The organism is Bradyrhizobium sp. STM 3557 (assembly GCF_045571465.1).
Classification (GTDB): domain Bacteria; phylum Pseudomonadota; class Alphaproteobacteria; order Rhizobiales; family Xanthobacteraceae; genus Bradyrhizobium.
This window is the reverse complement of the sequence record NZ_CP120697.1, coordinates 380500-405359: the sequence shown is the minus strand read 5'-3', so window position 1 is coordinate 405359 and position 24860 is coordinate 380500. Positions and strand designations below refer to the sequence as shown.

Sequence of the window (24860 nt, the reverse complement as noted above, 5' to 3'; positions counted from 1 at the left end):
GGGAGGGAGCGCACCGAGTCTACGGCGAGACTACCGTCTCCAAGTTTGCGACTTCGAAGCGGGTAAGGCGAGGCTCAACGAGGCCCTCCCATGACCGCGCTTGGTGCCCTGATCCGCCGCGACGTCAGAATCGCGCTGCGCGTCGGCGGCGGCGCGCTGATCGGCGTGCTGTTCTTCCTCACCGTCGTCGTGCTGATGCCGTTCGCGGTCGGCCCTGACCTTGCGCTCCTGACGAGACTTGGCCCTGCGATCCTCTGGCTCGGTGCCCTGCTCGCCAGCTTGCTCACCCTCGATCGCCTGTTCACATCGGATCATGAGGACGGGTCGCTCGACCTCATCGCGATGAGCCGCACGCCGCTGGAGCTCGCCTGCGCCGCCAAGGCTGTTGCGCATTGGCTCGCCGCCGGGCTGCCGCTGGTCGTCGCAACGCCGGTGCTCGGCCTGCTACTGAACCTCGATGTCACCGCAACGGGCGCCATTGCGCTGACCCTGCTCGCCGGCACGCCGGCGCTCACCTTCATCGGCATGATCGGGGCCGGGCTCGCGGTGACCTTGCATCGCGGCGGCCTGCTGCTCGCCGTGCTGGTGCTGCCGCTGTCGATTCCCGTGCTGATCTTCGGCGTTGCCGCCTCGCAGGCCGCGATCTCGGGTCCGCTCTCGTTCGGCGGTCCGTTCTCGATCCTGTGCGCTCTCTCGCTGATCAGCCTGGTCATCGGCCCGTTCGCAGCTGCGGCGAGCCTACGGCATGGCCTCGACTAGCCCGGACTTTCACGGTTTGATCACGATCAACTCTGCTAGAGCGTTTCTATGTTGATTGCGTGCAACCCTTTCCGCCTCTAACTAGGTGCCAATGGCCCTTCTCGATCTTGCCAACCCCTCACGGTTCCTGACACTGGCAGCCCGGCTGTTGCCGTGGCTGGCGGCGGTCACGGTCGTTCTGCTCGCGGCCGGGCTTTACCTCTCGGCGACCGCGCCTGACGATTACCAGCAGGGCGCCACCGTCAAGATCATGTTCATCCATGTTCCGAACGCCTGGCTGTCGATGTTCGTCTGGGGGATCATGAGCGTCGCCTCGCTTGGCACCCTCGTGTGGCGGCACCCGCTCGCGGACGTCGCGGCCAAGGCCGCCGCCCCGATCGGCGCCTCCTTCACCTTCCTGGCGCTGGTCACCGGCTCGCTGTGGGGCCGCCCGATGTGGGGAACCTATTGGGAGTGGGATGCCCGGCTGACTTCGGTGCTGATCCTGTTCCTGATGTATCTCGGCCTGATCGCGCTGTGGCGCGCGGTCGAGGACCCCTCACGCGCCGCCCGGGCCGCCGCCGTGCTCACCCTGGTCGGAGCCATCAACCTGCCGATCATCAAGTTCTCGGTCGACTGGTGGAACACGCTGCACCAGCCGGCCTCCGTGATGCGAATGGGCGGCTCGACCCTCGACAAGGCTTTCCTGATTCCGCTGCTGGCGATGGCGATCGGGTTCTCGTTCCTATTCGTGACGCTGCATGTCGCGGCGATGCGCAACGAGATTTTGCGCCGGCGCGTGCGCAGCCTGCAGATGCAGCAGGCCCGTGCCCATGCCAGCGAGGTCACCGCCGGCACCGGCGCGTCGACCCAGATCATCGGAGCCGCGTAAGCACCATGAATATCGGTCTGGACCTCGGCCCCTACACATCCTTCATTGCGACCTCCTACCTCGCCGTGTTGTTGGTGGTCGTACTCCTGATCGGCTGGATCGCGCTCGACTACCGCGCCCAGAAGGAACGGCTGCGCGCGCTCGAACAGAGCGGGATCAGCCGGCGCTCCGCGCCGTTCCGCCACGGACATCCGATGAGCGAGATCTCAGAACCGGCCGCGGTGTCGCGCCGTCGCCCGCTCCTCATGCTGCTGCCGCTGGTCGTCTTCATGGGGCTGGCGGTGCTGTTCTGGCTTCGGCTCGGCAGCGGCGATCCCTCGCGAATTCCGTCCGCGCTGATTGGCCATCCGGCGCCGCAGATACAGCTGCCGCCGCTCGAGGGGCTCGCCAATGATGGCGCGCCGGTTCCGGGGCTCGATCCCGCCGCATTCAAGGGCAAGGTCAGCGTCGTCAATGTCTGGGCATCCTGGTGCGTGCCGTGCCACGACGAGGCGCCGCTGCTCGTCGAGCTCGGCAAGGACAAGCGCTTCCAGATCGTCGGCATCAACTACAAGGATGCGGCCGACAATGCACGGCGCTTCCTCGGCCGCTACGGCAATCCCTATGGCGTGGTCGGCGTCGACAGCAACGGCCGCGCCGGAATCGAATGGGGCGTCTATGGCGTGCCCGAGACCTTCGTCGTCGGGCGCGACGGCACCATCGCCTACAAGCTGGTCGGCCCGATCACGCCTGAGAACGTCAACAGCGTGCTGAAACCCGCGATCGACAAGGCGCTGAAGGCGGGCGGCTAAGCTCACCGTCATTGCGAGCGAAGCGACTTGTGCGCCATAGCCCGACGGGCGACGGCGGAAGCAATCCAGCGACGGCAAGGAAGTCGGGATTGCTTCGTCGCCTACGCTCCTCGCAATGACGTCGGGACGTCACCCCTTGCTCACATCACCGGCTTCCGCCTCGCTCTCCTCGAGCGACACGGGGTCGATGTGATAGCGCTTGATCAGCGGCATCTGCGCGATGGCAAACAACGCGGTCAGTGAGGTCACGCCGATCGCCTTGAAGCCGACCCAGAAATTGGTGCTCTGGGTACGCCAGACGATCTCGTTCAGCACCGCCATGCAGGCAAAGAACATCGCCCAGCGAAAGGTGAGGATGCGCCAGCCGGTCGGCGTCAGATTGAACATCTGGTCGAACATGATCGCGATGAACGATCGACCGAACAGCAGTCCGCCGCCGAGCACGCCTGCGAACAGGGCGTAGATGATGGTCGGCTTGATCTTGATGAAGGTCTCGTCGTGCAAGACCAGCGTCAGCGTGCCGAACACCAGCACGATGACACAGGTCACCAGTGCCATGAGCGGCACGTGTCGCGTCACCATATAGGACGCGATCAGCGCCGCGACGATCGCGACCATGAAGGCACCGGTCGCCGCGAACAGATTGACCTTGGCGTTCACCACGAAGAACACGAGCAGCGGACCGAGTTCGGTCGCAAGCTTGAACAGCGGATGCGGCTGGGTCTTGTCCATGCGGTGTCCTGTTCCGGTCCTCACCGGCGAGGCCGGGTGATCAGTCGTCTCAGATTCGCGTCTGCGTGCGAAGCGCGCCTTGGATGCCTGCCGACGCCGGCAGTGACAAGCGGAATTTAGCTTTCGATTCCCGCGATCGCTTTGGCAAAGTCCTTGGCCGCGAACGGAGAGAGATCATCGACGCCCTCGCCCACCCCGATGAAGTGCACCGGCAGCTTGAACTTCTCCGCCAGCGCCACCAGGATGCCGCCGCGCGCCGTGCCGTCGAGCTTGGTCATCACGAGGCCCGTGACGCCAGCCGTACGATGAAACGCCTCGACCTGCGACAGCGCATTTTGTCCCACCGTGGCGTCGAGCACGAGCAGCACCGCATGCGGCGCCGTGGCGTCGACCTTGCGGATGACACGCACCACCTTCTCCAGCTCGTTCATCAGCTCGGCCTTGTTCTGCAACCGGCCTGCGGTATCGATCAGAAGGACGTCGCGGCCCTGCTCCTTGGCCGAGGTCATCGCGGTGAAGGCAAGGCTTGCGGCATCCGACCCCTGCGCGCCCGCGATGACGGGCGCCTTGGTGCGTTCGCCCCACACCTTGAGCTGCTCGATGGCCGCGGCGCGGAACGTATCACCCGCGGCAAGCATCACCTTGCGCCCTTCGGCCGCAAAGCTCGCCGCGAGCTTGCCGATGGTCGTGGTCTTGCCGGAACCGTTGACGCCGACCACCAGAATGACAAACGGCTGTCGCGCAGCATCGATGTCGAGCGGTTTCGCCACCGGCGCCAGCACCTTCTCAACCTCGGTCGCAACCACGTCCTTGACCTCGTCGGCGCTGATAGCTTTGTCGTAACGACCGGCGCCTACGGCCTCCGCGATTCTAGCAGCCACGCTGGTTCCGAGATCGGCGCGGAGCAGCACATCCTCGATATCCTCGAGCATAGCGCGATCAAGCTTGCGCTTGGTGACGAGATCGGCGACCGCCGTGCCGAGCGCGCCGGAGGTGCGCTTCAACCCGGCCGACAGCCGGCGCCACCAGCTCAGCTTGGGTGTTTCGGAGGTGGTATCATTCATGCGGTGGTGTTAGCCGTTTCAACCCGCAAACGAAAGCCTTGACCAGCGATATGGATATCAACCAGCCAACCGACGACGAGATCCTGGCGCGTGTGCTCCATCGCGACGGGTTGATGCTGGTGATCGACAAGCCGGCCGGCATTCCCGTGCACAAGGGCCCCAAGGGCGGCCCCAACCTGGAGGCCTCGTTCGACGCGCTGCGCTTCGGGCTGCCGCGGCCGCCGGTGCTGGCTCACCGGCTCGACAAGGAAACCTCCGGCTGTCTGGTGCTCGGCCGCCACCGCAAAGCCACCGCCTCGCTCGGGCTGTTATTCAAGCACGGCAAGATTTCGAAGACCTATTGGGCCGTTGTCGAGGGCGGCCCCGAGGCCGACGAAGGCATCATCGAGCTACCGCTCGGCCGCCGCAACGCCGAGCGCGGCTGGTGGCAGAAGCCGGATCCGGAGGGCCAGCCCGCAGTTACGAAATGGCGGGTAATCGGGCGCTCCTGCTCCCCTCCCGGACAGGGAGCGCACGTTGCACCGGACGCCATGGACGCCGCCAAAGGCAGTTCAACAACGCGGCTCACTTGGCTCGCCATGGAACCGGTGACCGGCCGCACCCATCAACTGCGTGTTCACGCATCCGCAATGGGGTGGCCGATCGTCGGTGATGACATCTATGGCAATGGCCCGCGCTTCGGCGAGCCACGGCTGCACCTTCATGCGCGCGAAATCGTGATCCCGCTGTCGAAGAACAAGCCGCCGGTGCAGGTGGTGGCGCCCGCGCCGGTGCATATGCATGAACGGCTGCGGGCATGCGGGTGGAACGGGGAGTGAGTGGGACACTCCGGCGACAGATGAGACGCGATGCTGTCACTCCACATTCCGCTGTCATCATCCGCGAAGGCGGATGATCCAGTAAACACTGCCGTCAGCGATTGACCGAGAGGCTGCGGCGTACTGGATCGCCCGCCTGCGCGGGCGATGACAGTGGGGGCTCGGCTAACAGCCGCGTCCCATCATGACCTGCAATGCTCTGCCGCCGCACCGCGCCTGTCGCCTCCCCGCTGACCGCCACCGGCAAATAATGCTCCGTGCGTCCCTGCGTCTCGCTCTCGATCAGCACGTCACGCGCAGCACCGACCTCTGCATCCAATCGCTTGCGCAGCGCGGCCTCGCCTGCTGCACGCAAGCGCCGCGCGCGCTCGCGAGCGACAGCACCATCGACCTGCGGCATGCGCGCGGCGGGCGTGCCGGGGCGCGCCGAATAGGGAAACACGTGCAGGAAAGTGAGGCCGCATTCCTCGACCAGATCGAGCGAACGCGTGAACATCTCTTCCGTCTCGGTCGGGAAGCCCGCGATCAGATCGGCGCCGAGCGCGGTGTCCGGCCGCAGCCGCCGCACCTGCGCGCAGAAGTCGATCGCATCCTGGCGCAGATGCCGCCGCTTCATGCGCTTTAAAATCAGATCATCGCCTGATTGCAGCGACAGATGCAGATGCGGCATCAGCCGCGCATCGTCCGCGATCGCATCGAGCAGATCGCGGTCGACCTCGATCGAATCGATCGAAGAGATGCGCAGGCGCGTGAGCTCCGGCACGTGCTTGAGGATCTGCTGCACTAGCTTTCCAAGTTTTGGCCTGCCCGGCAGATCGCCGCCATAGCTCGTCAGGTCGACGCCGGTCAGCACGATCTCGGCATGGCCACGCTCCACGAGCGTGCGGACCTGGTCGACCACCGCGCCCATCGGCACCGAGCGCGAATTGCCGCGGCCGAACGGAATGATGCAGAAAGTGCAGCGATGGTCGCAGCCATTCTGCACCTGGACGAAGACGCGCGGCAGGCCGCGCTGAAAGCCACCAACCAGATGCGGCGCCATCTCGGTCACTGCCATGATGTCGGAGACCGCGATCTTCTCTGACCTATCGAGATCGAACGCCGCAAGCGTCGCGCGCCAGGCATCGCCACGCAGCTTGTCGTCATTGCCAAGCACACGGTCCACCTCGGGCATCGCAGCGAACATGTCACTTTGCGTCTGTGCGGCGCAGCCGGTGACGATGATGCGCGCGTCGGGGCGCTCGCGCTTCAGCTTGCGGATCGATTGCCGCGCCTGTGCCACCGCCTCATTGGTGACGGCGCAGCTGTTGATGACGATGGCATCAGAGAGGCCGGCTGCATTGGCCTCGCGCGCGATCAGCTCGGATTCGAAGGCGTTGAGGCGGCAGCCGAAGGTGACGACATCGACGCTCATGCGACGCTGGCAAACAGCGACGGATCGAACCTGCCTTCGTATTCGAACGTCGCCGTCCCCGTCATCAGCACGTGATCGTCGCGCTCGCGCCATTCGATCCCGAGGTCGCCGCCCGGCAACGTGATGCGAACGGTCCGGTCGGCGCGCTTCAGCCGCGCCGCGGCCACCGCGGTGGCGCAGGCCGCCGAGCCGCAGGCCTTGGTGAGACCCGCGCCGCGCTCCCAGGTCCGGATGACGATGTGATCGCGGCCCACGATATGGGCGAGCGTGATGTTGGCGCGCTCGGGAAAGATCGGATGGTTTTCCAGGAGCGGGCCGAATCGTTCGAGATCATAGGCATTGACGTCATCGTCGACCCAGAACACCGCGTGCGGATTGCCCATGCTGACGACCGAGGGCGAATGCAGGATCGGCTTGTCGATCGGCCCGATCTGCAGCTCGATATAGCGGGTGTCGCGAAACTCCTCTGCCAGCGGAATGTCCTGCCAGCCGAACTTCGGCGCCCCCATGTCGACGGTGTACAGATCGGCCGCCGGTCCCTGCCAGCAGTTCAGAAGGCCGGCGCGGGTTTCGAATGTCGCCGTCTGTTGCCCGGTCTGTTCGAACAGGCGCCGCACCACGCAGCGCATGCCGTTGCCGCAGGCGCCGGCCTCCGAGCCATCATTGTTGTAGATACGGATGAACGCCTCGGTGCCATCATAGCGTGGCGGCTGCAGCACCATCAGCTGGTCGTAAGGCACCTGGGATGCCACCGCGCGCGCCTCCTCCGCCGTCACGACATGCTTGGAATCACGCAGGTCGAGGACGACGATTTCATTGCCGATGCCGTTCATCTTTGCGAAGGCGTGGTTGGCGAGCGCGCTCATGAAAATATCCAAATTGTGTCCGTCTTATATGGCCAACGGCGACGCATTGACCAGCCATCACCGCAGAGCGACATGACACATCTGTCATGGGACGCCGCGCGGCGGGGCATGTTAGGAACCAGGCATTCGCCGGCACGAACCGGGCAACGACGCACGGCCCTGGAGAATAATTGCATGAAATTCCGCACTTTCCGCCTTTTGGCTGCGACCTCGGCCGCGCTGTGGCTTGGCATGGCGGCCGTCCAGGCGCAATCGCCGTCGGCATCGCCGGCTCCTGCGGCCACGCCGTCACCCGCGCCGAGCGGAACGCCCACGCCCGGGGCATCGAGCGCGCCAGCGCCAGCCGCAAGCCCTGCTCCGGCGGCCAGTGCCACCCCTGCGCCGTCAGCCACGCCATCGCCGCCCGCCGCGGCGCAGGCGCCGGCCCCCTCGCCCAACGTGCAGAGTGCGGACGCCTTCGGCGAAGAGGTCACGCTCACGCCGAAGAAGGTCATCATCGCCAAGGGCAGTGCCAATTGGGACAATGCCTTCGACACGCTGGTCGATTCGTTCAAGGCGCTCTCCACCTTGCTCGACAAGCAGGGCGTCAAGCCCGCGGGCAACGGCATGATCGTGTACACCTCGACCGACGACACCGGCTTCACCTTCCTGGCGGAGATCCCGATCGACCAGGAGCCGAAGAACCTGGCTAAGGGCATCAGCATCGGCCAGTCGCCCGAGGGCAAGGCGCTGAAGTTCGTTCATCGCGGCTCCTACGACAACATGGACAACACCTACGAGGCGATCACCAACCATCTCGATGAGCAGAAGCTGGAGGCCAAGGACACCTTCATGGAGGAATACATGACCGATCCGTTGAAGACCGCCGAGGACAAGCTCGTCATCAACGTCTATGTGCCGCTGAAGTGAGCGCGATGATTCGTCTTATCTCCCTTGGCATCGCGCTTGCCGCCGCGTTGGTGGCGCCTGCCCTGGCGCAGACGCCGCAACCCGAATGGCCGCCGGCGATCGCGGTCTCGGGCGAAGCCAGCGTCTCGGCGCCGCCCGATCTCGCCATGATCGATGCCGGTGTCGCGTCCGATGCCAAGACTGCGCGCGAGGCGGCAGAGGCGAACAACGCTGCAATGGCCAAGGTGCTGCAGGGGCTGAAGAACGCCAATGTCGAGGACAAGGACTACCAGACCTCGCGCCTGTCGCTGCAGCCGCAATACGCACCGAATCGGCCGGGGCAGCAGACCGTGGTCGGCTATCGCGCCACCAACCGCGTCACCATCAAGCTCCACGACGTCAGCAAGGTGGCCGGCGTGATCGACGCGCTGGTCGGCGCCGGCGCCAACGACGTCGGCAATATCTATTTCACGGTGGCCGAGCCGTCGAAGCTGCTCGACCAGGCCCGCGAGAAAGCAGTCGCCGATGCCCGCCGCAAGGCCGAGATCTATGCCAAGGCGGCCGGCGTCACGCTCGGCTCTCCCTTGAGCATTTCCGAGAACGGCACGCCGGCCCCGATGTTCCGCGTCAAGACCCTGGCAGCGCCGATGGCGGCAGCCACGCCGACGCCCGTCGCGCAAGGCGAGGAGCAGCTATCAGTCACGGTGAGCGTCATCTGGGGCATCAAGTCGGGGCAGTAATTTGGCCTCAGACTATTGCAGTCGCCGGTAGTGGGACCCGTACCTGCCGCTACAAGTTCAGTGTCGTCCCGGCCTTGCGCCGGGACCCATACTCACAGGTCGAAATTGGTGAGCGAGCTGGAGCTCCAGCCTTTGCAATCATTGATGGCGGTGTTTATGGGTCCCGGGTCTGCGCGCCAAGGGGCGCTTGCCCGGGACGACACTTGTTTAAATCTTCAGATCTCGCGACCTGATTAAATCTCCACCACCTGCCCCGGCTTCAGCACGGCGAACTTCTCCCGCGCGACACCGGCCGCGTCGAGCGCTTCGCCAAGCGCAAGCGCCGGCGCATCGATCGCCTCGTCAGTAAGCTGGAACGTGCCGTGATGATGCGCCAGCGCCATCTCGGCCCCGCAATCGGCCAGCGCCTGGACCGCATCCTGCGGGTTCATGTGCTGATCCTGCATGAACCAGCGTGGCTCATAGGCGCCGATCGGCAGGATCGCGAGCCTGATCGGACCATGCGCCTCGGCGACGCGGCGGAAATGCTTGCCCGTGCCGTAGCCGGAGTCGCAGACGATGTAGATCTTGCCCGCCGGGGTCTCCAGCACGAAGCTTGCCCAGAGCGCCGTGTTGCGATCGAACAGGCCGCGCGCCGACCAGTGCCGCGTCGGCACGAGGGTCACTGCGATCTCACTGCTCAGCTCGACCCGATCGTGCCAGTCGAACGCCTCGGCGCGGATTTTCGAATCCTTCTCAAGCATCGTGAGATCATTGCCGAGCGGCGTGACGACGCGCGGCGCAAACCGCGCGGTCAGCTTCGACAGTGTCCTGATATCGAGATGGTCGTAATGGCCGTGCGACACCAGCACGGCATCGATCCTGGGCAGCGCATCGAAGGCGATGCCGGGATCGTTGTGGCGCTTCGGTCCGGCAAAGCTGAAGGGCGACACCCGCTCCGACCAGACCGGATCGACCAGGATATTCAGCCCGCCGGTCTGGATCAGCCAGCTGGCATGGCCGACGAACGACAGCCGCGCGCGGCTGCCATCGACCCGCTCCGGCGGCGTATCGGCATGGGGGCTCGGCGCCCATTCCGGCCAGACCGAACGCTTGCGCTCGCCCCCGAACTGCCAGCGCAGGATATGGCGGACGGATTTGGGCGGAACGCCATCGGGATCGAAAAAGTGCCGGCCGTTGAAGTGATCGGTGACGGGACCGGAATAGGTCTTGGAACGGCGTGCCAATGGAGTCCTCGGGGGAAGCGCAAAAGGTGAGGTGCTGCAGACAGGTAGGAGGGCGCCGGCGGTCCGGCAACGGGCGCTTGATCCAAGTTTCCTTGACTTTTGGCCGCCAGAGGGGTTTAAGGCACCCCGATTTATCGGAAAGTGTGATCTTTTCGAGCCACCGACCGGTCCTCGAGGCCGGAGGTCAACGCCCGACAGCGCTGTGCGCCCTCGGGCGCAAACGTGTTTGGACGATCGGGTTTCGGCGGGTCTGCCGGGTCTTACATGGTCGTCATGCCCCGCGCAGGCGGGGCATCCAGTACGCCGCAGCGCTTCGGATCGAACCGTGCTGTCTCGGAATACTGGATCACCCGCCTTCGCGGGTGATGACGGCGCACAAATTCAAGCGCCTGCGTCGCGCAGGACAAAGGACGAAACAAGTGTTCGACAATCTGTCGGAAAGGCTTGGCGGTATTCTCGATCGGCTGACGGGACGTGGCTCCCTGTCGGAGGCCGACGTCGATGCCGCGATGCGCGAGGTGCGCCGGGCGCTGCTCGAGGCCGACGTCGCGCTGGAAGTCGTCAGGAGCTTCACCGAGCGCGTGCGCGAGCAGGCGATCGGCGCCACCGTCGTCAAGTCGGTCACTCCCGGCCAGATGGTGGTCAAGATCGTCCATGACGAGTTGGTCAACACGCTCGGCGCCGAAGGCCAGACCATCGACCTCAATTCGGTGCCCCCTGTGCCGATCATGATGGTCGGCCTGCAGGGCTCCGGTAAGACGACGACCACCGCGAAGCTCGCCCGCCGCATGACCCAGCGGGACAAGCGCAAGGTGCTGATGGCCTCGCTCGACGTCTACCGTCCGGCGGCCATGGAGCAGCTCGCCGTGCTCGGCCGCGACCTCGACATTCCGACCTTGCCGATCGTCGCAGGCCAGAAGCCGGCGCAGATCGCGCGGCGTGCGCTGGAGGCCGGCAAGCTCGGCGGCTACGACGTCGTGCTGCTCGACACCGCCGGCCGCACCACGCTCGACGAAGAGATGATGAGCGAGGCGGCCGAGATCAAAACGGTCGCGAGCCCGCACGAGGTGCTGCTGGTCGCGGACGCCCTGACCGGCCAAGATGCCGTCAATCTCGCCCGCGCCTTTGACAGCCGCGTCGGCCTCACCGGCATCGTGCTGACGCGGGTGGACGGCGACGGCCGCGGCGGCGCGGCCTTGTCGATGCGCGCGGTGACCGGCAAGCCGATCAAGCTGATCGGCACCGGCGAGAAGACCGATGCGCTGGAAGACTTTCATCCCTCGCGCATCGCCGGCCGCATCCTTGGCATGGGCGACATCGTCTCGCTGGTCGAGAAGGCGGCGGCGAACATCGACGCCGAAAAGGCCGCGCGCGCCGCCGAGAAGATGCGCAAGGGTCAGTTCGACCTCAACGACATGCGCGAGCAGCTGCAGCAGATGTCGCAGATGGGTGGCATCAGCGGGCTGATGGGGATGATGCCGGGCATTGCCAAGATGAAGAACCAGATCGCGGCGGCCGGGATCGACGACAAGATCATCAAGCGCCAGGTCGCGATCATCGATTCGATGACGCGCGAGGAGCGCAAGCATCCCGACATTCTGAAGGCCAGCCGCAAGAAGCGCATCGCCGCAGGGTCCGGCCAGAGCGTCGAGCACGTCAACAAGCTGCTCAAGATGCACCGGAACATGGCCGATGTGATGAAGATGATGGGCTCCGGCAAGCGTGGCCCGCTCGCCGGCATCGCGCAGGCGATGGGGTTCGGCGGCGGCATGCCTTCGCCCGAGCAGATGAAGGCGATGGCCGAGAAGATGCCCGGCGGGGCCGGCGGCTTGCCGAACCTGCCGAAAGACCTACCAGCAGGGCTGCGCGGCGGGCTACCCAATCTGCCGGGCCTCACTGGCCTCTCCGGCAAGCCGATGCTGCCCGGCCTCGGCCTCCCTCCGGGGAAGAAGAAATGACTTCGTTTCCGTCATTGCGAGCCAACGGGTCCGCGCGAACGCGCGGCCCGATGACAGGCTCCGCGAAGCAATCCAGAACCAAGGAACGACTGGATTGCTTCGTCGCGTCGCTCCTCGCAATGACGATCACATCCAGCATTCACATCGTTACATAGAACTCAACAGGAGACCCTTATGTCAGTCGTCATCCGTCTCGCGCGCGCAGGCACCAAGAAGCGCCCGGTCTATCACGTCGTCGTTGCCGATTCGCGCTTTCCCCGCGACGGCCGTTTCATCGAACGCCTTGGCTATTTCAACCCGCTGATGCCGAAGGACAACGAGGCACGGCTGAAGGTCGACATGGAGAAGATGAAGGCCTGGCTCGCCAAGGGCGCCCAGCCGTCCGACCGCGTCGCCCGTTTCCTCGACGCTGCCGGCGTCAGGAAGCGCGAAGCACGCAACAACCCCGAGAAGGCCGTGCCGCGCAAGGAACGCAAGGCGCAGGCCGAAGCCGCCGCCAAGGCGTAAGGCACTTCGCTCTGGTGGGTAAACGATCCTCCAACGGCACGACGGATGCACCCTCTCCCCTTGCGGGAGAGGGTGGCGAGATCGAACGTAGTGAGATTGAGCCGGGTGAGGGGTCTGCCTCGGCATTTGCAGACGGGGAGAGACACCCCTCACCCGCCTCCGATGCTTCGCATCTCCGGCACCCTCTCCCACAAGGGGAGAGGGTTTCTTCGCAAAGCGTGAGCGCAAAAAAAATCTGCGTCGGGCGAATCGGCGCCGCGCACGGCGTGCGCGGCGAGGTTCGCTTGTGGACCTTCACCGAGGACCCCCTCGCCATCCTGCATTACGGGCCGCTCACCACCAAGGACGGCAGCCGCAGCTTCGAAGTGACGAAAGCGCGCGAGGCCAGGGATCATCTGGTCGCGACCCTCAAAGGCATCACCGACCGCAACGCGGCCGAGAAGCTCAACGGCCTCGAGCTCTACATCGCACGCGACCAGCTGCCCGAGCCCGAGGACGACGAATATTATCACGCCGACCTGATCGGGCTTGCTGCCGAGACCACGGGCGGCGAGCCGCTTGGGCGTGTCCTTGCCATCCATAATTTCGGCGCCGGAGATATCATCGAGATCGCGCCGCCCTCCGGCAGTACATTGCTGCTGCCCTTCTCCAACGCCGTGGTGCCGACCGTCGACATCAAGGGCGGCCGCATCGTGATCGAGCTGCCTGCGGAGATCGACGGCGACGATGATGCGGATGATATTCGCGGTGACGATGGTGATCAAACCGACGGTAATGAGCACGACGCCGAGTCCGCGCCCTCCGCTCGTCGTCCCCGCGAAAGCGGGGACCCATAACCGCAGGCGTGGATTATTCGGCTAGGCTGGAGCTCCAGCCTTCTCCACCATAGAGTGCGGTGGTTATGGGTCCCGGATCGCGCTCGCAAGCGCTCGCTTGTCCGGGACGACATCGAGTTTGGAGTAATTGCCATGGCAACTAAGAAGGCTCATCACAAAGCCTGGCGCCTGCACGCCCACAATGATCTGCGCTTCGACGAGGTCGAGACGCCGGCGGTCGCGCCCGACGGCGTCCTCGTGCGCATCGAGGCCGCGATGGTGCTGTCCTATACCAACAAGGTGCTGTCGGGCGCCGTCCCCTACGCGCTGCCGCCGATGCCGTTCGTGCCCGGCACCAACGCGATCGGCCGCGTAGCTGCGGTCGGTGCAAATGTCGGCCATGTCAAAGAAGGCGACCGCGTCTTCCTCAGCCCGCATCTGCGCGCCGATGTGCCTGACCGCGAGCCGGCGCAGATTCTGATCGGTCTCACCAGCATGGCGCCGACTGAAGCGGCGCTCCGCATGCAGGCGCGCTGGCGCGACGGCGTGTTCGCGGAAGTGGCGCACTGGCCGGCGGCTTGCGTAACGCCTCTCAGCGGTCTCGACGACCGAGCTGCCACGGAGCTGATCGGATTGGCAAAACTGATCGTGCCCTTCGGCGGGCTGCAGCGGCTCGATCTTCGGGGTGGCCAGACCGTGATCATCAATGGCGCCTCCGGCTATTTCGGCTCCGGCGCCGTGCTGCTGGCGGTCGCGATGGGCGCCAGCCGCATCATCGCGGTAGGGCGCAAGCGCGAGGCGCTCGAGAGCCTGACCGAGTCCTTTGGACCGCGTGTCATTCCCGCCGTCGTCACCGGCGATGATCCGGCGAAGGATGTCGCCATCATCCGGCATGCCGCAGGCGGCGCGGCCGATGTCGCGCTCGACCTGCTTGGGCAGGCCAAGAGCACCTCGACGACGCTGTCGACCTTGCGTGCGCTCCGGCGCGGCGGCCGGTTGGTGCTGATGGGCAGCGCCACAGCCCCGCTCGAACTTTCGTTCGGCGAGATGCTGGCAAACGATTGGGAGGTGGTCGGCCAGTTCATGTATGACCGCACCGCCCCCGGCCAGCTCGCTTCGCTGGCGCGCGAGAATCTGCTCGACCTCACAAAGATCGTGGTCACGACCTTCAAGCTCGCCGACTTCCCGCGTGCGGTGGAGGCCGCGGCCCTGATGCAGGGGCTCGATCTGACCGCGATCGTGCCGTAACAACGGCGGCATGACCATTTCGACCGCGAGCGCCCCCTGGCGCGCCACCGTTCTGACCCTGTTTCCCGAGATGTTTCCCGGGCCCCTTGGCGTCAGCCTGGCGGGGCGGGCGCTCGCTTCTGGTCTATGGGCGCTCGAGGCGCGCGATATCAGGGCCTCCGCCACGGACAAGCACCGCAGCGTGGATGACACCCCGGCCGGCGGCGGACCCGGCATGGTGCTGCGCGCCGATGTGCTGGCGGCCGCGATCGACGCGGCAGGGGTCGCGCCCGAGCGGCCGCGGCTGCTGATGAGTCCGCGCGGGCGGCCATTGACGCAAGGAATGGTCGCCGAGCTCGCGGCCGGCCCAGGTCCCCTGATCGTCTGCGGCCGGTTCGAGGGCATCGACCAGCGGGTGATCGACGCCCGCCAGCTCCAGGAGGTCTCCATCGGCGACTACGTGCTCTCGGGCGGCGAGATCGCGGCCCTCGCCCTGATCGACGCCTGTGTCCGGCTGCTGCCGGGCGTCATGGGCAAGCTCGAATCGGGCTCCGACGAGAGCTTTTCCCACGGCCTGCTCGAATATCCGCAATACACCCGGCCCCAGACCTTCGAGGGACGGCCAATTCCGGACATCCTGCTCTCCGGCGACCACGCCAAGGTCGCGGCCTGGCGGCGCGCGCAGGCGGAGGCCCTGACGCAGGCGCGCCGGCCGGACCTCTGGGCCCGCTGGACCGAACAAAACGGGACCAGCCGAAAAACGCCAAAAATCAAGACAGACGGGTGACAAGCGGATCGCTTTGCCTTATAGGAGCGGCCAATTCCGCAAGTGACGGCAGGAACAAGCGCAGCCCGCGGGTGTCGGCTGGGCGCGCCGCCGATGGAGATTTACCCGTGAACCTGATTCAGCAGCTCGAAAAAGAGCAGTTCGACAAGCTGTCCGCCAACAAGACCATTCCCGAATTCGGCCCGGGCGACACCGTGATCGTCAACGTGAAGGTGGTCGAAGGCGACCGTACCCGCGTGCAGGCCTATGAGGGCGTCTGCATTGGCCGTTCCGGCGGCGGCATCAACGAAAGCTTCACCGTCCGCAAGATCTCCTATGGCGAGGGCGTGGAGCGCGTGTTCCCGATCCTCTCGCCGATGATCGACTCCATCAAGGTGGTCCGCCGCGGCAAGGTGCGTCGCGCCAAGCTGTATTACCTGCGCAATCTGCGCGGCAAATCGGCCCGCATCGTCGAAAAGCAGGACCGTCAGGCCGCCGTCGGCGAGTAAGTGCCGGAACAATCGGATTGAAAAGGCGCGGGCAGGTCCCGCGCTTTTTGTTTTGGGCCGTCGTCATTGCGAGGGGCGCCAGCCTAGAGGCAATCCAGTCTTCCTTGTAGCCCTGGATTGGTTCGCTTCGCTCGCAATGGCGGGAGCACGCAAACGCATCTCGCACTCCGCGCGGCGCGTGCTATATATGCCCTGAAATGGTTCTAAATCGCATCAGCATGGCCTGTCGGCGCGTCGTGATCGACGATCGCAGCCGGCTGCCCGGACGGTTCTTCGGCCGGTTCGCGACCTCGGCGATGTCTGAGCTTAGGCTCGCGCTGTAACCGCAGCGCTCGCCAAGCTCGTCTCCGCTTTCCGCGTGTTCCACGCGTGTCCTTCTCAGCCATAGCTATACCCCGGGAGCTTTTGCTCATGTCCAAGCCGACCACGCTGTACGACAAGATCTGGAACGACCATCTGGTGCACGAAGCCGAAGACGGCACCTGCTTGCTCTATATCGACCGCCATCTGGTGCACGAGGTGACCTCGCCGCAGGCGTTCGAAGGCCTGCGCGCCACCGGGCGCAGGGTGCACGCGCCGGAGAAGACTCTCGCCGTCGTCGACCACAACGTGCCGACCACCGATCGCACCAAGCCGAATCCCGATCCGGAGAGCATCGAGCAGATCAAGGCGCTGGCCGAGAACGCCAGGGAATTCGGCATCGAATATTACAACGAGTTCGACAAGCGCCAGGGCATCGTCCATGTCATCGGCCCGGAGCAGGGCTTTACCTTGCCCGGCACCACCATCGTCTGCGGCGACAGCCACACCTCGACGCATGGCGCGTTCGGCGCGCTCGCGCATGGCATCGGCACCTCCGAGGTCGAGCATGTGCTGGCAACGCAGACGCTGATCCAGAAGAAGGCCAAGAACATGCGCGTCACCGTCGACGGCAAATTGCCGGAGGGCGTGACGGGCAAGGACATCATCCTGGCCATCATCGGCGAGATCGGCACCGCCGGCGGCACCGGCTACGTGCTGGAATATGCCGGCGAGGCGATCCGCGCGCTGTCGATGGAAGGCCGCATGACGGTCTGCAACATGTCGATCGAGGGCGGCGCCCGCGCCGGTCTCGTTGCGCCTGACGAGAAGGCGTACGACTTCCTGCGTGACCGTCCGAAATCGCCAAAGGGCGCCGCCTGGGATGCGGCCATGCGCTATTGGGAGAAGCTGCGCTCCGACGACGGCGCGCATTTCGACCATGAGATCCGGCTGGATGCCGCCAAGCTGCCGCCGATCGTCACCTGGGGCACTTCGCCCGAGGACGTGGTCTCGGTCACCGGCCTGGTGCCGGACCCGGACAAGATCGAGGACGAAGCCAAGCGCCTCTCCAAGCATCGCGCACTGAAATATATGGGCCTGACGGCCGGCACGAAGATCACCGACATCAAGCTCGATCGCATCTTCATCGGCTCCTGCACCAATGGCCGCATCGAGGATCTGCGTGCGGCGGCGAAGATTGCCGAAGGCAAGACGGTGGCCGCACATGTCAACGCGATGGTCGTGCCGGGCTCCGGCATCGTCAAGGAGCAGGCCGAGGCGGAAGGTCTGGACAAGATCTTCATCAAGGCCGGCTTCGAATGGCGCGAGCCCGGCTGTTCGATGTGCCTGGCCATGAACCCGGACAAGCTAAAGCCGGAGGAGCGCTGCGCCTCGACCTCGAACCGCAACTTCGAAGGCCGCCAGGGTTTCAAGGGCCGCACCCATCTGGTGTCGCCCGCGATGGCCGCGGCCGCCGCGATCGCCGGCCATTTCGTCGACGTGCGGGAGTGGCGCTAAAGCGCGATGCGATTGGGAGGAATCGACATCGCGCTTTAGGTTGTTGTTTGAGCATGATCTTTGCGGAAAACCGCTTCACACTTTTCCGGATCATGCTCTAATCGCGTCGCTGATCGAGGAACAGCTCCGGTCAGTCGAGCACGCGCGATGTCTTCTCAGGGGCATCGCGCGTCGTTTGTTACCTCAAGCCTGCCGCATTCCGACAAGAACTCCTTAAGGTTCCGGCCGCACATTCTACCTCCGGGTGCCCATCGCATCCGCCGGGAGCGCCGAGGAGCCTGTCATGGCCAACAAGCCGCAATATGTCGACCTGATCCGCGACGCCACGCCACAGCGCCGGAAGGCGCCGCCGCGCAGGATTATCGCCAAACGTGAACCCGTGAAGGAGGAGCGACGGCTCTCGAACTGGCCGCCGGGCCGCTTCGCAAAATGGCGGCTGGAGACCTTCGTCCCGTGGAAGCTGATGCAAAAGGCTTGGCAGTTCAAGAGCTGGCCCGGCACCGAGTGACCACGCAGCTCCACGTAAAAAAGGGCGCCGAGTTGGCGCCCTTTTTTACGTGGAGCTCGTTTGTTTGCGCCGTCGCTTATCTCACCAGTAACGATGGTGATGCCGGTGCCAATGGCGCCAGTGATGCCACCGATGCCAGTGGCGATAATGGCAGATGCGGCGCGGGCCGTAATGGGTCCAGATCACGCGGCAACGACGATAGGGATAATAATAGTAGGAGCTGTAGGCCGGATAGTAGTAGGCGCCGTAGAAGTGCCGACGGTGATGATGGAAGTACGGCCGATAGGCAAAGTGCCGATGATAGCCGCCGTAGCGGATGCCGCCGCCGTGATGAAATGCGGGCCCGGCGCGGAAGCCGCCGCCATGAAAGACTGGTGCTGGATGGAAACCGCCGGCGCGCAATCCGCCACCATGAAAACCTCCGCCGCCACCGCCGCCGTGGAATCCTCCGCTGCGGAAGCCACCCCCACCGATGTGGACTGCTGCGCCGCCTCCGCCGCCATGGAAGCCGCCACCGCCTCCACCTCCGCCGTGAAAGCCGCCTCCGCCGCCATGGAAGCCGCCACCGCCTCCACCTCCGCCGTGAAAGCCGCCTCCGCCACCGCCGCCAACACCTCCGCCGCGCGGGCCACCATGCAACTGGACCGCAACGACATCAGAGGCTGATTGCGCTGCCGGCATCGCGCCGGGCGCAACCGGCGACATCGCCTGCACAGGCTGTCCGGACGTCGCCGCGAGCGCGAACAGTGCGGCAGCCGCGACACCGAGGCGACGGATAGGACCACGCCTCGGATCCTTCGTTCCGATCATCGTCATTTCTCCCGTGAATGCAGACATCGAAGAGCACGGCCAAGCCGGCTGGCCATCCGACAACCGCGATCGCCCCGAGCATGAACGTACTGATAACAACTTGAATGCGGCATGAATGATATTGTGCCGAAACATCGCCTGCGTCTTGGCGACGCATGCCGAACGGCCATCGATATGGTCGCACGGCTAACTAATAGGTTCGATTGCGCCGCTTGCGATGGACCAGGCTTGCGTCGTCATCCTAGCAAAACGACAGGCCCGCAATGCGGGCCTGCTTGCTTGTAATCAATGCCCCGAAAGACGCGTGCTGCCGATCACCAGTGGCGGCGATGCCAGCGGTGCCAACGATGGGGGTGAGGGTGCCAGTGCCGGCGCCAGTGACGACGCCAGTGCACTTCCGTGGTCGGTTGCACGGCAGCGTTCTGCCCGATGGTGGCCGCCGCGCCAGGGCTCGCCAGCGACATCGCCTTCGCGGCGGGCGCAGCCATTGCGAGCATTGCACCGACCGCTGCGACGCCCAGAAGCTTGGTCACAGTCATGAACTCCTCCGATCACTTGAAGTCTCACGCCGAACGTCGTGCAGCCTGATCTTTCAGCCTGATCCGACGCGGCGCAGATCGGAGTCTCAATGAGCGACGTGAATGGGAATGAAGGACCTGCGCCGGCACGGAAATGCGCGCTGATGCGGAGAGGTTCCGGGCAAGATGCGAGATTTGCGGAGCGTGTCGTGACCGCCACAGCAACTCACGCGCGGCGCGCCGCAAGCCGCGCGCTCAGCCGCGCCAGTAGCAGCTCATCCGCGGGACGATGACGGTGCCGCTCGGGCGCGCCTCCTGCACATAATGCGCGTTGCAGACCCGCACCGCATTCGGCCCCGGGTTGTAACGCGGCACGACATCCGGCTGCCAGTGCCCTTCATAGCGCGGATAGATCGGGATGCGCTTCAACCGGCGCTGCGCCGAGAAATCCGTACTCGATCCGCTGCGTGCCTGCGTCGCCGAGCTAACCTGTTCCGCCTGCGCCGCGCTGGATGCAAGGATCATCCCCATCAGCGCCGTCCCGAGCACAGCCATCGTCGTCCGCTTCATCGCGCCCACCCAAGCCCCAAATCAGTTCTGACGGTCCCCGTTTTCGCAGATCGCGTCAACCGCCATCAATCGGAAGATGCACCGTCATAGAACCCGCGCTACAAGGCGGCAATGTGGACAGAGTTGAAAGCACCCTCCTTGGCCGAGCTCGAGGCCATGGCGCATGAGGTGTTCGAGCGGCTGCCTGAGCACTTTCGCACCATGTGCGAGGGCGTCATCATCCGTGTCGACGACTTCCCGACCGAGGAGGTGCTGGACGAGCTGGAAGCTGAGAGCGAGTTCGACCTGCTCGGACTGTTTCAGGGTACGGGTCTGCCGTTCCAGAGCCACAGCGACGTGGCACGCATGCCCAACATGATCTGGCTGTATCGCCGCCCGATCCTGGACTACTGGGCCGAGCACGAGGAGACCCTGGGCCACATCGTCCGCCACGTCCTGATTCACGAGATCGGACACCATTTCGGGCTATCGGACGCCGACATGGCAGCCATCGAAGCCGGCGCTGACTGACGCGCTTATTCCCTGATATTCAGCTTTATCCGGCACTATATTCAGGATAAACCTGCCGCCCTGCCCATACTGGAAGGTGCAACCGATGGACAAGTTCACCACGCTGGAAGGCGTCGCCGCGCCTTTGAAGATCATCAATGTCGATACCGACATGATCATCCCCAAGCAGTACCTGAAGACCATCAAGCGCACCGGCCTCGGCAAGGGGCTGTTCTCCGAGCAGCGCTACAAGGACGACGGCAGCGAGAACCCGGATTTTGTCCTCAACCAGCCGGCCTATCGCAACGCCAAGGTGCTGGTTGCCGGCGATAATTTCGGCTGCGGCTCGAGCCGCGAGCATGCCCCCTGGGCGCTGCTCGATTTCGGCATCCGCTGTGTGATCTCGACCTCATTCGGCGACATCTTCTACAATAATTGCTTCAAGAACGGCATCCTGCCGATCCGCGTCTCGCAGGACGACCTCGACAAGCTGTTCGACGACGCCGAGCGCGGTTCCAACGCGACGCTGACGATCGATCTGCCGAATCAGGAGATCCGCGGTCCCGATGGCGGCAAGGTCAAGTTCGAGATCGATCCGTTCCGCAAGCACTGCCTGCTCAACGGCCTCGACGATATCGGCCTCACCATGGAGAAGAAGGCATCGATCGACAGCTACGAGGCCAAGCTGAAGACCGAGCGCGCCTGGGCCTGAACCGCTGCATCCCGATAGATTGATCGGCCCCGGATGGCTCGTCCGGGGCCTTGCTATGAGGACAGGTCCCGCCAGGTGACGCACTCACTGCCTGACATCGTCACCTTCTGGCGCGGCCCCCTGGATCGGTTGCGGCAGACCTGCCTGCGCTCGCAGGTCGCAGCCGGCCACAAGGTCATCGTCTACAGCTTCGATCCGCTCCCCGGATTGCCCGACGGCGTCGTCAATGCCGATGCCGAGGCGGTGCTGCCCTATTCGTTCTCGGAGCGCCTGCGCCCGCCACAACCGGACGGCAGCTGGCGCGACTGGACGACACTGCAATACAGTGACTTCTTCCGCATCCGGTTGATGGCGCTGAACGCCGGCGTCTGGCTCGATGCCGATGTGCTGCTGCTGAGGCCGGTCGAGATCGATCGGGGCAAGCCCTATTTCGCCTGGGAGCGCGGCCGCCAGCTTGGCAATTCCGTGATCTATCTGCCGCCTGACGATCCGATCGTGCGCGAGTTCGAGCAGCTGATCGGGCAGGACGAGCTGACGCCGAACTGGCTGTCGCTGTCCCACCGCCTGACATTTGCGCTACAGCGCCTGCGCGGCGGCTCCAAGCGCCTCTCCGATATCCGCGTCGCGGTCTATGGGCCCGCGGCGCTGACCGCGCTGGCGCGGCGGCACGGCACGTTGCGTCATGCCCTGCCGAAGCGCTCGTTCTACGCCGTGCATTCGGAGCCGAAGGCATTCTTCGAGCCGGCCGACTTCTCGCCCCTGCTGCGCGATCCCGCCATCCTCGGATTGCACATCTCGCCCAAGGGACGCGCCAAGCTGCCGCCGGTGCCGGGCAGTCTGTTCCACTGGGCCGCGGAGCACTACGGCGCCCTCGCCTGAGGCCGCCGATTTGATCTGACGCAATGCGCCTCCGGCGGCGCGATGGTGAAATTGCCCTCCTCGCCTCGGAGGTGCCCCATGACCGACCAAGCCCACGCCTATCCCCGGGTCCAGCTCCTGATCGACGCTTTCGTCGGCTGGCTGGAGCGATTCCGCGCGCTCCGCGAGATCGGGCAGCTGGACCGCGAGGAGGTTCAGCGGATCGCCGGAGACTTACGGATTTCTCCTGACGATCTCGACGAGCTCGTTCGCAGCGGCCCGCATGCGGCAGACGAGTTGCCGCGCATGCTGAAGGCGCTCGGCATCGACGAAGCCGCACTGACGCGCCTTGAGCCACTGGTGCTGCGCGACATGGCACGGGTCTGCTCGTTGTGCCAGGACAAGGCACGCTGCCGGGATGATCTCGCCGCCGGCACCGCCGACAGGCACTATGAAGAGTATTGTCTCAACGCACCGACGCTCGACAACCTCGGCGAGGACATCGCCAAGCATGCCTGACCGGGATCGGCACGTCCCCCGCCGCGATCATGTCATTGTCCGGGAACATCCGATGAGCCCACGGGACATGCCTCGTAATTACTGGCTTCATGTCGGGGCTGCGCTGCTCGTCGCCCTCGCGGCAATGACCCTGATCCGTCTGCATAGTGCCGGCGGAGCAATGCCGGCGACCGATAGCGTCGCGGCTGGCCGCAAGCTCGCGGAGGCCTGGTGCAGATCATGCCACGCGATCGATACGAACGGAGCCCGGGCCGAGAGCACCGCGCCGGATTTCGTCGCGGTCGCGAACCTGCCCTCGACGACCGAGCTGTCGCTGAAGGTGTTTCTGCAGTCGAGTCACCACAACATGCCGAACCTGGTGCTGACACCCGCGCAGTCCGGCGACGTCGTCAACTACATCCTCAGCCTCAAGCGCAGATAGGGCGCGCTACTTGCCCATTCCCGCGATGGCGTCGGCGATCGCGATCGTCCGCCGCGCCATCTCGGCATGCAGCCGTTCCACCATGCGCCCGTCGATCTGGATCGCACCGCGCACGGCGTTCTCCGGCAGTTCGAAGGCCGCGAGGATCTTGCGCGCCTCGGCAACCTCCTCCGCCGGCGGCGTGAAGATCGTGTTGCAGGCATCGATCTGGCCGGGATGGATCAGCGTCTTGCCATCGAAGCCGAGATCGCGCGCCTGCAGGCACTCCTGCGCGAAGCCGTCCGCATTGGAGAAGTCGCTATAGGGACCGTCGAGCATTTCCAGCCCATGTGCATGCGCGGCCAGGATGCAATGGGTGATCATCGGCAGCATCGCGGCGCGGCCGGGCAGCATCCTGATCCGCGTCTCCCGCGAGATATCATTGGGACCGAACACGAAGCCGGCGAGCCGCGAGCCCTCCTCATGCACTGTGGCGGCGAGCTTGTCGGCATCGAGCACCGAGCGCGCGGTCTCGATCATCGCCCAGACCTTCAGCGACGGATCGGCGCCGACCTCCGTGAGGCGATCGGTGACGAGGCGCAGATCCTTCACGGTCGAGACCTTGGGAACCAGGATGCCGTCCGGCGCCGCCTGCCCGGCCATCGCCACGTCATCGGCCCACCAGGGCGTGTCCGGGCTATTGATGCGGATCAGGAGCTCGCGGCCGCCATAGCCGTCCGCCGCGACCGCCTTGGCGATCTGCTCGCGCGCGGTTCCCTTGGCGTCCGGCGCCACGGAATCCTCAAGATCCAGGATGAGGCCATCGGCCGGCAGGATGCGGCCCTTTTCCAGCGCCCGCACATTCGAGCCAGGCATGAACAGCAGACTGCGGCGCGGACGGATCATCTGGGAGCTTCCTCTGGCATTTTCCTCGACGTTTTGCTTAGCGTCGCGGAAGGCCCCGCGATACCATTTCGGCGCCGGGTCTGAAAGCCTTGTTCCCGCCTGTTGCATGTGATTAGGCAGGTCTCATGAAATCGTTTCCGCAACGTCTGCTCGAGGGCTACCGCGCCTTCACCACCCAGCGCCTTCCCACGGAACAGAGCCGGTACCGTGAATTGTCCGAACGCGGGCAATCGCCTGAGGTCATGGTGATCGGCTGCTGCGACTCCCGTGTCTCGCCCGAGGTGATCTTCGATGTCGGCCCGGGCGAATTGTTCGTGCTCCGCAACATCGCCAATCTGGTGCCGATCTACCAGCCCGACGAGAACGCCCACGGCGTCTCGGCGGCGCTGGAATATGCCGTCACCGTGCTGAAGGTGAAGCACATCGTCATTCTCGGCCACGCCCAGTGCGGCGGCATCCGTGCCTTCGTCGACAAGATCGCGCCGCTGTCGCCCGGCGACTTCATCGGCCGCTGGATGTCGATGTTCATCAAGCCTGGCGAGGTGGTCGAGCAGCGCCCGCACGAGACCATGCAGGATTTCGTGACCCGCATCGAAAAGGCCGCGGTGTTCCGCAGCATCGAGAACCTGATGACCTTCCCCTTCGTGCGCTCGCGGGTCGAGAGCGGCGAGCTGCAGCTGCATGGCGCCTATTTCGGCGTCGCCGAGGGCTCGCTCTTCGTCCTCGACCGAGAGACCAAGGAATTCAAGAGTGCGCGCGAAATAAGCGAGTAGTGAATGGCGAGTAGCGAATGGATGCGCG

At 65.1% G+C, this 24860-nt stretch carries 29 protein-coding genes and 1 pseudogene; 21 read left to right on the top strand and 9 right to left on the bottom strand.

Annotation, left to right across the window (positions count from 1 at the left end; genetic code table 11):
* Positions 1 to 90 precede the first annotated feature (90 nt).
* The 4 genes and pseudogenes from ccmB to P6U24_RS01870 all read left to right on the top strand — a co-directional run bounded on the left by ccmB (position 91) and on the right by P6U24_RS01870 (position 2421).
* A complete protein-coding gene (ccmB, locus tag P6U24_RS01885; RefSeq protein ID WP_407157526.1) occupies positions 91 to 759 on the top strand; it encodes a heme exporter protein CcmB in 669 nt (222 codons plus the stop codon).
* 91 nt (positions 760 to 850) lie between these two features.
* On the top strand, positions 851 to 1630 hold the full coding sequence (locus P6U24_RS01880) for a heme ABC transporter permease (RefSeq protein WP_407157525.1): 780 nt from the start codon (positions 851 to 853) through the stop codon (positions 1628 to 1630).
* Positions 1631 to 1635: 5 nt separating this feature from the next.
* Positions 1636 to 1725 (top strand): annotated as a pseudogene (locus P6U24_RS01875) (hypothetical protein); the annotation flags it as partial.
* Between the two features lie 99 nt (positions 1726 to 1824).
* Positions 1825 to 2421, top strand: coding sequence for a DsbE family thiol:disulfide interchange protein (locus P6U24_RS01870; RefSeq protein WP_407160736.1), 597 nt, complete (start codon positions 1825 to 1827; stop codon positions 2419 to 2421).
* Between the two features lie 129 nt (positions 2422 to 2550).
* Here the strand turns inward: P6U24_RS01870 and P6U24_RS01865 are convergent, their stop codons facing one another.
* A complete protein-coding gene (locus P6U24_RS01865; RefSeq protein ID WP_407157524.1) occupies positions 2551 to 3153 on the bottom strand; it encodes a septation protein A in 603 nt (200 codons plus the stop codon).
* Between the two features lie 116 nt (positions 3154 to 3269).
* The gene (gene ftsY, locus P6U24_RS01860) at positions 3270 to 4217 is read right to left on the bottom strand and encodes a signal recognition particle-docking protein FtsY (RefSeq protein ID WP_407157523.1); all 948 of its coding nucleotides are present in this window, start codon (positions 4215 to 4217) and stop codon (positions 3270 to 3272) included.
* Between the two features lie 50 nt (positions 4218 to 4267).
* On the opposite strand from ftsY, the gene P6U24_RS01855 reads away from it, so the two are divergent.
* The gene (locus P6U24_RS01855; RefSeq protein ID WP_407160735.1) at positions 4268 to 5035 is read left to right on the top strand and encodes an RluA family pseudouridine synthase; all 768 of its coding nucleotides are present in this window, start codon (positions 4268 to 4270) and stop codon (positions 5033 to 5035) included.
* A gap of 94 nt (positions 5036 to 5129) precedes the next feature.
* Here P6U24_RS01855 and mtaB read toward each other — a convergent pair whose 3' ends face one another.
* Positions 5130 to 6449, bottom strand: a complete 1320-nt coding sequence (gene mtaB, locus P6U24_RS01850; RefSeq protein ID WP_407157522.1) for a tRNA (N(6)-L-threonylcarbamoyladenosine(37)-C(2))-methylthiotransferase MtaB — start codon at positions 6447 to 6449, stop codon at positions 5130 to 5132.
* Complete coding sequence (dapF, locus tag P6U24_RS01845; protein WP_407157521.1) at positions 6446 to 7315, bottom strand: diaminopimelate epimerase; 870 nt, start codon at positions 7313 to 7315, stop codon at positions 6446 to 6448. The genes mtaB and dapF overlap by 4 nt, the downstream gene beginning before the upstream one ends.
* Before the next feature lie 174 nt (positions 7316 to 7489).
* Here dapF and P6U24_RS01840 point away from each other — a divergent pair, with 174 nt between their 5' ends.
* Together P6U24_RS01840 and P6U24_RS01835 are read left to right on the top strand one after the other, a co-directional pair.
* Positions 7490 to 8224 carry a GyrI-like domain-containing protein gene (locus tag P6U24_RS01840; protein ID WP_407157520.1) on the top strand — a complete coding sequence of 245 codons (735 nt, stop codon included), beginning with the start codon at positions 7490 to 7492 and terminating at the stop codon, positions 8222 to 8224.
* Positions 8225 to 8229: 5 nt separating this feature from the next.
* A complete protein-coding gene (locus P6U24_RS01835) occupies positions 8230 to 8943 on the top strand; it encodes an SIMPL domain-containing protein (protein ID WP_407157519.1) in 714 nt (237 codons plus the stop codon).
* A 233-nt stretch (positions 8944 to 9176) separates the two neighbouring features.
* Here P6U24_RS01835 and P6U24_RS01830 read toward each other — a convergent pair whose 3' ends face one another.
* Positions 9177 to 10169, bottom strand: coding sequence for an MBL fold metallo-hydrolase (locus tag P6U24_RS01830; RefSeq protein WP_407157518.1), 993 nt, complete (start codon positions 10167 to 10169; stop codon positions 9177 to 9179).
* A 419-nt stretch (positions 10170 to 10588) separates the two neighbouring features.
* Between P6U24_RS01830 and ffh the strand changes: the two genes are divergently transcribed.
* The 8 genes from ffh (at position 10589) to P6U24_RS01790 (ending at position 18277) form a co-directional block, all read left to right on the top strand.
* A complete protein-coding gene (ffh, locus tag P6U24_RS01825; RefSeq protein ID WP_407157517.1) occupies positions 10589 to 12127 on the top strand; it encodes a signal recognition particle protein in 1539 nt (512 codons plus the stop codon).
* A gap of 174 nt (positions 12128 to 12301) precedes the next feature.
* Complete coding sequence (rpsP, locus tag P6U24_RS01820) at positions 12302 to 12634, top strand: 30S ribosomal protein S16 (RefSeq protein ID WP_407157516.1); 333 nt, start codon at positions 12302 to 12304, stop codon at positions 12632 to 12634.
* Between the two features lie 218 nt (positions 12635 to 12852).
* Entirely contained in the window at positions 12853 to 13470 is a 618-nt protein-coding gene (gene rimM / locus P6U24_RS01815; protein WP_407157515.1) for a ribosome maturation factor RimM, read from the top strand.
* 132 nt (positions 13471 to 13602) lie between these two features.
* Positions 13603 to 14697: a zinc-binding dehydrogenase gene (locus P6U24_RS01810; protein ID WP_407157514.1), complete on the top strand. Its 1095-nt coding sequence runs from the start codon at positions 13603 to 13605 to the stop codon at positions 14695 to 14697.
* A 10-nt stretch (positions 14698 to 14707) separates the two neighbouring features.
* On the top strand, positions 14708 to 15463 hold the full coding sequence (trmD, locus tag P6U24_RS01805) for a tRNA (guanosine(37)-N1)-methyltransferase TrmD (RefSeq protein WP_407157513.1): 756 nt from the start codon (positions 14708 to 14710) through the stop codon (positions 15461 to 15463).
* Positions 15464 to 15570: 107 nt separating this feature from the next.
* Positions 15571 to 15951, top strand: a complete 381-nt coding sequence (gene rplS / locus P6U24_RS01800; RefSeq protein ID WP_407157512.1) for a 50S ribosomal protein L19 — start codon at positions 15571 to 15573, stop codon at positions 15949 to 15951.
* Positions 15952 to 16362: 411 nt separating this feature from the next.
* Positions 16363 to 17769 (top strand): 3-isopropylmalate dehydratase large subunit, encoded by a 1407-nt coding sequence (gene leuC, locus P6U24_RS01795; protein WP_407157511.1) that lies wholly within the window; start codon positions 16363 to 16365, stop codon positions 17767 to 17769.
* A gap of 283 nt (positions 17770 to 18052) precedes the next feature.
* The gene (locus tag P6U24_RS01790) at positions 18053 to 18277 is read left to right on the top strand and encodes a hypothetical protein (protein WP_407157510.1); all 225 of its coding nucleotides are present in this window, start codon (positions 18053 to 18055) and stop codon (positions 18275 to 18277) included.
* An 81-nt stretch (positions 18278 to 18358) separates the two neighbouring features.
* Here the strand turns inward: P6U24_RS01790 and P6U24_RS01785 are convergent, their stop codons facing one another.
* The 3 genes from P6U24_RS01785 to P6U24_RS01775 all read right to left on the bottom strand — a co-directional run bounded on the left by P6U24_RS01785 (position 18359) and on the right by P6U24_RS01775 (position 20175).
* Complete coding sequence (locus tag P6U24_RS01785) at positions 18359 to 19087, bottom strand: hypothetical protein (protein WP_407157509.1); 729 nt, start codon at positions 19085 to 19087, stop codon at positions 18359 to 18361.
* A 314-nt stretch (positions 19088 to 19401) separates the two neighbouring features.
* Entirely contained in the window at positions 19402 to 19626 is a 225-nt protein-coding gene (locus P6U24_RS01780) for a hypothetical protein (protein WP_407157508.1), read from the bottom strand.
* Between the two features lie 234 nt (positions 19627 to 19860).
* Entirely contained in the window at positions 19861 to 20175 is a 315-nt protein-coding gene (locus P6U24_RS01775) for a hypothetical protein (RefSeq protein ID WP_407157507.1), read from the bottom strand.
* A 111-nt stretch (positions 20176 to 20286) separates the two neighbouring features.
* Between P6U24_RS01775 and P6U24_RS01770 the strand changes: the two genes are divergently transcribed.
* From P6U24_RS01770 to P6U24_RS01750, 5 genes are all read left to right on the top strand, one after another.
* Positions 20287 to 20685, top strand: coding sequence for a metallopeptidase family protein (locus tag P6U24_RS01770; RefSeq protein ID WP_407157506.1), 399 nt, complete (start codon positions 20287 to 20289; stop codon positions 20683 to 20685).
* 85 nt (positions 20686 to 20770) lie between these two features.
* Complete coding sequence (leuD, locus tag P6U24_RS01765) at positions 20771 to 21376, top strand: 3-isopropylmalate dehydratase small subunit (RefSeq protein ID WP_407157505.1); 606 nt, start codon at positions 20771 to 20773, stop codon at positions 21374 to 21376.
* A gap of 33 nt (positions 21377 to 21409) precedes the next feature.
* Complete coding sequence (locus P6U24_RS01760) at positions 21410 to 22255, top strand: hypothetical protein (RefSeq protein ID WP_407157504.1); 846 nt, start codon at positions 21410 to 21412, stop codon at positions 22253 to 22255.
* 78 nt (positions 22256 to 22333) lie between these two features.
* Positions 22334 to 22753: a DUF6455 family protein gene (locus tag P6U24_RS01755; RefSeq protein ID WP_407157503.1), complete on the top strand. Its 420-nt coding sequence runs from the start codon at positions 22334 to 22336 to the stop codon at positions 22751 to 22753.
* Positions 22754 to 22820: 67 nt separating this feature from the next.
* Complete coding sequence (locus P6U24_RS01750) at positions 22821 to 23174, top strand: c-type cytochrome (RefSeq protein WP_407157502.1); 354 nt, start codon at positions 22821 to 22823, stop codon at positions 23172 to 23174.
* 6 nt (positions 23175 to 23180) lie between these two features.
* On the opposite strand, the gene P6U24_RS01745 is transcribed toward P6U24_RS01750, so the two are convergent.
* A complete protein-coding gene (locus tag P6U24_RS01745; protein ID WP_407157501.1) occupies positions 23181 to 24059 on the bottom strand; it encodes an HpcH/HpaI aldolase/citrate lyase family protein in 879 nt (292 codons plus the stop codon).
* 125 nt (positions 24060 to 24184) lie between these two features.
* Here P6U24_RS01745 and P6U24_RS01740 point away from each other — a divergent pair, with 125 nt between their 5' ends.
* On the top strand, positions 24185 to 24832 hold the full coding sequence (locus P6U24_RS01740) for a carbonic anhydrase (RefSeq protein ID WP_407157500.1): 648 nt from the start codon (positions 24185 to 24187) through the stop codon (positions 24830 to 24832).
* The last annotated feature ends 28 nt before the right edge of the window (positions 24833 to 24860 follow it).